This is a genomic window from Pseudomonas edaphica (assembly GCF_005863185.1).
GTDB classification, from domain to species: Bacteria; Pseudomonadota; Gammaproteobacteria; order Pseudomonadales; family Pseudomonadaceae; genus Aquipseudomonas; species Aquipseudomonas edaphica.
Genome location: NZ_VBVZ01000352.1, coordinates 1 through 6,542, shown reverse-complemented (window position 1 = coordinate 6,542; position 6,542 = coordinate 1). Strand labels below are relative to the sequence as shown.

Here is a 6,542-nt window from a genome sequence, read left to right as displayed (position 1 = left end):
CGACCATCGCCGCCGCCTTGGCCGAACGCCGTCTGCTGCTGGTACTGGACAACTGCGAACACGTACTGCCGGCCGCCGCCGACGCGGTGGAGACCCTGCTGCGCTGCGCCCCACAATGTTATGTACTGACCACCAGCCGCGAACCACTGCGCGCCGACGGTGAGCGGGTGCATGACTTGGCGCCACTGGAAGTGCCCGACGAAGGCACCCGCCTCAACGCCAGTGAGGCAATGGCCTGGTCCGGCGTGCGCCTGTTTGTCGAGCGCGTGCGCGCCCTCGACCCCGACTTTGTGTTCAACGACACCGACGTGGCAGCCGTCTGCGCCATCTGCCGCAAACTCGACAGCAACGCGCTCGCCATCGAAATCGCCGCGGCCCGGGTACGGACCTTTGGCGTCCAGGACCTGGTCGGCCTGCTTGACGGCAGTTTCCGCCTGCAAATGACCGGCCGACGCACCGCCCTCGCCCGCCATCGCACCCTCAGTGCCACGCTGGACTGGACCTACTCGATGCTCAGTGGTGACGAGCAGGCCATGTTGCGTCAACTGGCGGTGTTCACTGGCTCCTTCACCCTGGATGCGGTCAAGGCCATGACCGCCAGCAGCAGCCTGGACCCACGCAACGCCCTGCCGTTGCTCGAAAGCCTGATGGACAAATCGCTGTTGATCGCCGGTGAGGCGCAGTTGCTCAAGCGCTATCGCCTGCTGGAAACCACCCGCGCCTATGCCCTGGAAAAGCTCGAAGAACACGGCGAAGTCAATGCCACCAGCCGGCGCCACGCCCACTATGCCCTCGGCGTATTGCAAGAAGCCGGGCAAACCCTGGACGGCCTGTCGCCAGACACCTGGATCGCCCTCTACGGCCCCGAAAGCAGCACCATTCGCTCGGCTCTGGACTGGGCCTATTCCGCCAGCGGCGAGCTGCCCCTGGCCATCGAACTGACCCTGGGCGGCGTGCCGTTGTGGTTGCGCCTGTCGCGGGTCAGTGAATGCCGAACCTGGGTCGACAAGGGCCTGGCCAGCGACGCCGTCGCACCCTTGGCCGTGCGTCAGCGCATGCTGCTGCAAACCGCCCTGGCCAGCGTACTGATGCTGACCTACGGCACCGGCGCGGAAATGCGCGAAGCCTGGCGCCAAGTCCGCGATGATGCCCGCGACCTGGGCGATGCCGAACACAAAATGCGCGCCTTGTGGGGCCTGTGGACCGACCGCTGCGGCTGCAACCAATACACTGAAGCCCTGGAACTGGCCGAGCGTTATATCGCCCTCAACAGCGGCGGTAATCAGCAATTGCTCGGCAAACGCATGCGCGCCGTGGCGCTGTTTCATATGGGCGACCTGCTGGGCGCGCGGCAAAACATCGATGAAGCGCTTGGCTCGCCGTCGGCACCGCGCTCGCACATCATCGACGTGCATTTTGACCAACGCATTGCCGCCCGTTGTCTCAAGGCCAAGGTGCAATTGCTCGAAGGCGACGTCGACCCGGCGCTGCGCCTGATCGCCAGCTGCGTCGACGATGCCATCAGCCTCGACCACCCCGCCACCCTCTGGTACACCCTGTGCCTGGGCGCACTGCCGCTGGCGCTATTGGCGTCCAACCTGCCGCAGGTGCGCTATTACCTGGGCCTGCTGCAAAGCAGCACTACGCTCCAGGACTTGCCGATCTGGCGGCAATTTCGCCTGTGCTTCGAGAACATCCTGCTGATCCGCGAGGGCTCACCGGAAACGGGCGTGCCGCAACTGGGTGAAGCCTTGCACCACCTGCAAAGCCAGGGCGACAGCCAGCTCTACAGCCTGCTGCGCTGTGAATACGCCTTGGGCCTGGCGCGCCTGGGCCTGGAAAAACTGGCTTTGGAGGTGTTGGAAGATACGCTGCAATTGGCGATTGGCCATCATGAGCGCTGGTTTGTGCCGCAGATGTTGCGGATCAAGGCGCAACTGATCTTGCGCCAAGGTCACTATGGTTCGGTTGACAAGGCCAAGGTGCTGCTGCGCCAGGCGTGGGTGGATGCGCAGTTGGCGGGGGCGCATTTTTGGCGGGCGCAGATTGCTGCTGACTTGGCGCGGTTGCAGGAACCTAAGTTGCGGATTGCTGCGTTGCCGCGGTTTCAGCATCGGTGATGGGGTGGGTATATATCCGTCATTTGGGTAACGGCTGAGTGGTGTGTTGGGTCAGATCAGGCGGGCGGCGACCAGCCAATCCGCCACGGCCTGGAATGAGGCGTCGGGCACCGGGTCACCGGGTACGGTTCTGCGCGCAATCTCCGCCGCCAAGGCCCGGTCCGGCGCATGCGGGATGCCTAAATCGTAAGCCTCCTGCAACATCAGCAACGCCTCCTCCGGCGCGGCGCGGCAGACAATCACTGGCACCGGCGTTTCGCCGCGCACATAGCGCACGCCAATCACCCAGCCATCGGTAGTCCCGATCATCATCGACGCACGGCCCAACCCCAGCTTGGTCGCAAGTGCCTGCATTTCATTGCGCTGGCGCCGGCGTTCGCTCTTGATCAGCGGGTCGCCGTCGATGTCCTTGCGTTCACGTTTGGTTTCGCTGCGGGTCATTTTCATGTCGCGGCCGAACAGCCAACGCTGCATTAACACGTCAACGGCGCCCACGGTGATAAAGGCGCACAGCACGGTAAACACCAGCGGCTTGAGCACCAGGAAAAACGTCGACTCCATGCATTCGGCGCCACAGCGCGAAGACTCCATCAGCGCCTGCAGCGCGTGCTTGCCGACCACATAGAACGCAATCGCCAACACGTGCACCTTGACCAACCCCTTGATGAACTCCACCAGGTTACGCAGGGCGAAGATCTTCTTCATGCCCTCCGCCGGGTTGATGCGCTTGAACTCCGGCTTGATCGGGTCCACCGAGAACACAAAGCCGCGCATGGTGATGATATTGGTCAGGATCACCACCCCGGTGGTCACCGCCATCACTGGCAGGGTAATACCGATGATCAACTGCTCGGCATGGTCCAGCACCCGCGGCCACACGGTGGCGAACGGCTCGATATAGATTTGCGCGGTCAGGTCGATCAGCGCCGTCACCTGGGCCATGGCCCGTGGCGCCAGAATCGAGATGCACAGGGTGCAGAACAAAATGACCATGCCCGACACCAGGTCCTGGCTCTTGGCGACCTGGCCTTTCTTGCGCGCGTCGCTGAGCTTTTTGTCCGTGGCCGGCTGGGATTTCTCTTCGCTGGTATCGGCCATGGGCTACTCCACGCCCGCCAGGGTTTTAAGCAGCTCGACGGTGCCACGAAACTCGGCCAGTTGGTCGAGCATCAGCGGGATCAAAAAGCCGATGTAGATCACCATCAGAATCGAGAAAAACAGGTTTTTCACCGGCAACGACAAGTCGAAAATATGCAGGTTCGGCGCCATCCGCGACAGGTACGCGAGCATCAAGTCGGTGACCAGCAACGCGATCAGCAACGGCGAGACCATCAGCACGCCAACCCGCATGATCTGGTCGAGGATCGACAGCACCGCCAGCAACGCGGAGCTGGCAAATACCGGCGTAAATGCGGTCACCGGCCATAACTGGTAACTGTGGTAATAGCCGTCGACCATCAGGATAAAACCGCCGGACATAAAGAACAGCGTGATCAGCATCACCGTGAGCAAGGTCGACATCACGCTCGACTCGCCGGTGGACAGCGGGTCCACCAGCTGCGCCATGGTCGAGCCGCGTTGCAGGTCGATCAACTCCCCCGCCACTTCCGCCGCCCAGAACGGAATGCCGAATAGCAGGCCGATCAGGATCCCGATCAAGAACTCCTTGATCAGCAAGCCGGCGATAAACACGCTGCCGTGTTCGGGCATGTGGGTCAGCGCATCGAACACCGGAAAGAACATCGGGATGGAAATCGCCACGGCCACACAGCCGCGAATCATGCCGGTGAGGCCCAGGCGGTTAAACGCCGGGGTGATCACCACCACGCCCATGGCTCGACAGGCGGCGAGCGAGGCAGAACTGATCACCGGATAGGCGACTTCCAGGAACTGCGCGGTCAGGCTGGCATCCATGGGCGGTCAGCGCGTCCACATCGGGAAGTTGTCCAGCACCTGGCTACCCAGTTCCGCGACTTGCCCGGCCAATACCGGGCCGAGAAACACGATGGTCAGCAATACCGCCACCAGCTTTACCACCTGCGGCAGGGTCTGGTCCTGGATCTGCGTCAGCGCCTGGAACAGCCCTACGCTCAAACCCACGATAATCGCCACGCCCAGCGCCGGCGCCGAGAGCATCAGCACCGTCATCAGTGCCTGTTTCATCAATGACAGGAACACATCCTGGCCCATGGGTCGTGCCTCAGCCGTAACTCAGAATCAAACCGTGCATCAAGCGCGACCAGCCGCTCAAGGACACGAATAAAAAGATCTTCAGCGGGATCGAAATCAGGTTCGGCGAAACCATCGACATGCCCATCGCCATCAGCACGTTGGACACCAGCAAGTCCACCACCAGGAATGGGATATAGAGCAAAAAGCCGATCTCGAAGGCCCGCGTCAGTTCCGAACTGACGAACGCCGGAATCAACACCACCAGGTCATCGTCGCGCAAGTCGGCCCGCGCCTCCGGCGACCAGATGGTCTCGGTGGCCTGCACAAAAAAACCGCGCTCGGACTCGTTCGCAAAGCGCTTCAAATGCGCCTGCAAGGGCGGGCGCAGCGCATCGCCCAGATCCTTGAGCTGCTCCACATGCTCGATATTAAGGTCGCGGCCCTCCACTTGCCGGTACATGTCACCAATCAACGGCGTGGTCACATACACCGAGAGGATCAGCGCGATGCCGTACAGCACCAGGTTCGGCGGGGTCTGCTGCACACCGAGGGCGTTGCGGATCAGGAACAGCACCACCGAGATCTTCATGAAACCGGTGAGTGTCACCACCGCCAACGGGATCAGCCCGATCGTCGCAACGACCAGGATGATCTCGATCAGGTTGGGCTGATAACCGGTCATGGGGTGGCGAAACTCAGCAGACGCACACCCAGGCCGTCACCGATTTTCACCAATTGGCCCTGGCCGACGCGGCGCCCGTTGACCATCAAATCGACGCTGTCCACGCCGGGTGTATTGAACTGCAACAAGCTGCCGGCGCCCAGTTCACGCAGTTGCGCCAGGGTCAATTCCAGGCTGCCGACCTGGCACACCAGTTTGAGCGGCAGATCATCCAGGGCCGCAGCCGCATCAACATCAGTCATCGTGTTCTCCATGTGCAAAAGAGGCGCTTGCAAGGCTTCCTGCAAGCGCAAGACTTCACCCTGGTATTGGCAGCGGGCCTGCAGGCGACCCGCCAGCTCCAGCAGCAAACCCGGGCCGGGTTCGAGCATCAGCACATCGCCGGGGCGCAGGCTGCGCAGCTCACCGAGGCTCAAGTGCTGCTGCCCGGCCAGCAGCGCCAGGCTCTGGCGCAGGTCGGGCAATGGGTCCGGCTCAAGCTGGGCGTGTTGATCCAGCAACTGCGCCAACAACACGGCTGCGCCTTCGCTCAGGTCCAGTTGCGCGTGCGTGGCAGGCTGGTTGGCGAAGGACAATTCCAGCGCCAGGTGCAGCGCATAAGGCTGTTGGTCTTGCGGCGCTTCGAGCAACTGCAGCGGCTGACCCAGCAGCGGTTCGAGACGCTCGATCAGGTCCAGTACCGCCAGTTCCAGCAGCAATGCACGCGGCAGCGCCGGCAGCAGTTGCACGTCAAACTGCAACGCCAGCGGCACCAACACCTGCTCCAATGCCGCAGCCGACAGCCGCAAACGCACTGGCGCGCGACCAAGCAACAGCAGCACCTCGCGTGCCGCATCAAGCGGCTGCGGTTCAGCGGCCCAGTTCACGCGCAGGTCTTGCCCGGCGCAGCGGCCCCGCCAGACGCGGCGGCGCCGGTGCAGTTGGTTGTGCAGCGCCAGCAAGGCCGGGTCGTAGTGCGTCAGCCAAGGCGACAGCGGGTCGGCAAGGGCTGCAATCATGTGCCGGTGCCTTCATCACGCAGTTCACCGACGCGGCGCTCATCGCTTTCACGCCCTTCCAGCAGGCTCTGCCAGGCATCGGACTGACGCTGGCGGCTCAGGCGTTCCTGGCGGAACAGGTCGCGCTCACGCTCCTGGCTTTGCAGGGTGGTGGACACGTGGCTCACGTCGTTTTCCAACTGCTGCTGGTCATCCGACAACCCACGCAAACGGTCCTGAGCCGCCTGCCAACTGGCTACCGACAAGCCCTCGGTGAGCGAGGCGTACACCTGACGGGCTTCCTCGGCAATTGCCTCACGGTGCAGGCGCAGTTGCTCCTTGGCATCGGTCAACACGCCATGGGTCTGCTCGCAGCGTTGCTGCTGGGCGGCCAGTTGGCTGGCAGCACGTTGTTCGCGCAGTACCCGCAAGGTTTGCAGGGTGCGCAGTTGGTCGGTTTTCATTGGGCGTTCTCCTTTCTAATGCCAGCGACTACCGTTTCCGGATCAGCGAAGATCGACTGTGGGAGCTGGCTTGCCTGCGATAGCGGTGGGTCAGTCACAACAGGGCTGACTGACCCACCGCTATCGC

General features: G+C 62.7%; 7 protein-coding genes. 1 reads left to right on the top strand and 6 read right to left on the bottom strand.

Annotated features, from left to right (window positions below; translation table 11 throughout):
• A partial coding sequence (locus tag FEM54_RS21160) for an ATP-binding protein (protein WP_138452837.1) occupies positions 1–2,120 on the top strand: 2,120 nt, incomplete at its 5' end.
• A gap of 51 nt (positions 2,121–2,171) precedes the next feature.
• Here the strand turns inward: FEM54_RS21160 and FEM54_RS21155 are convergent.
• From FEM54_RS21155 to FEM54_RS21130, 6 genes are read right to left on the bottom strand one after another with little or no spacing between them, the layout of a single operon-like run.
• A complete protein-coding gene (locus FEM54_RS21155) occupies positions 2,172–3,218 on the bottom strand; it encodes an EscU/YscU/HrcU family type III secretion system export apparatus switch protein (protein ID WP_099550512.1) in 1,047 nt (348 codons plus the stop codon).
• A gap of 3 nt (positions 3,219–3,221) precedes the next feature.
• Positions 3,222–4,034, bottom strand: a complete 813-nt coding sequence (gene sctT / locus FEM54_RS21150; RefSeq protein ID WP_138452835.1) for a type III secretion system export apparatus subunit SctT — start codon at positions 4,032–4,034, stop codon at positions 3,222–3,224.
• A 6-nt stretch (positions 4,035–4,040) separates the two neighbouring features.
• Complete coding sequence (gene sctS / locus FEM54_RS21145) at positions 4,041–4,310, bottom strand: type III secretion system export apparatus subunit SctS (RefSeq protein ID WP_078743366.1); 270 nt, start codon at positions 4,308–4,310, stop codon at positions 4,041–4,043.
• Positions 4,311–4,320: 10 nt separating this feature from the next.
• Entirely contained in the window at positions 4,321–4,974 is a 654-nt protein-coding gene (gene sctR / locus FEM54_RS21140; RefSeq protein ID WP_017137580.1) for a type III secretion system export apparatus subunit SctR, read from the bottom strand.
• Entirely contained in the window at positions 4,971–5,972 is a 1,002-nt protein-coding gene (gene sctQ / locus FEM54_RS21135; RefSeq protein WP_138452833.1) for a type III secretion system cytoplasmic ring protein SctQ, read from the bottom strand. Before sctQ ends, sctR begins: the two co-directional genes overlap by 4 nt.
• On the bottom strand, positions 5,969–6,415 hold the full coding sequence (locus FEM54_RS21130) for a hypothetical protein (protein WP_017137578.1): 447 nt from the start codon (positions 6,413–6,415) through the stop codon (positions 5,969–5,971). Before FEM54_RS21130 ends, sctQ begins: the two co-directional genes overlap by 4 nt.
• Between the last annotated feature and the right edge of the window lie 127 nt (positions 6,416–6,542).